We start from the raw sequence: 651 nt of genomic DNA on the forward strand, positions 1-651 counted from the left end.
GCCTGTGCCTTGCCGTCAGCGGATTTAGAACAGTGGGATTCGAATCCGATGTGGGTCGCTACGAAGCCGCAACCGCGCTGACTGCCGCAATGTCGCGACAGGGCTTCGATAAGAGTCAATTGTCGCTGCTGCATGGCTTCTTCCCGAATGTCCTTAAGCTCGACCGGACCGATATCGGTGGTGAAGCCGTGCTGGTTTCCACCAACGTCACCAGCAGTCTCATGATGGAGGCGATCGACAGTGTTATCTTGGCACTTCGCCTTTTCGACCATCTGATCATCGATTTGTCGCGTTTTGGCGAAGTGCGGGATTTGCCGTCGCAACGAGCATTGATCATCAAGCTGCAGGAGCTCGGCTTTAGAGAGACCGCGCAGGTCTACGCCATGGGCGATACGGACATACGTCATTTCGCGCACAAGCAAAGCTCTGGCCGTAGCTTTCGGGGTTCTGAGCCTATTTAGGCCGCCGCAGCCTCCTGCTTCGCCGAGGCGTCACCATTTTTGTCGCAATGTCCTTCAGGATGGCATTGCCCGTACGCGTCTGGTGAGGCCACTGACCTTCTCCCCGTTTTTCGCACGTCGGCAGGTTGAGTCTGTTCCTCTTTTGCTCTGGTGGTTGATGGTGCGACGGGGCGGGGCGCGAAGCCCCCGA

Annotated in this window: 1 protein-coding gene; it reads left to right on the forward strand. The window is 57.5% G+C overall.

From position 1 onward, the window contains the following. Window positions 1-461 (forward strand): hypothetical protein (locus tag ACT6UX_RS30405; protein WP_444778862.1); only part of this gene is annotated, 461 nt, incomplete at its 5' end. Window positions 462-651 lie beyond the last annotated feature (190 nt).

The organism is Reyranella sp., assembly GCF_052439685.1.
Lineage (GTDB): Bacteria > Pseudomonadota > Alphaproteobacteria > Reyranellales > Reyranellaceae > Reyranella.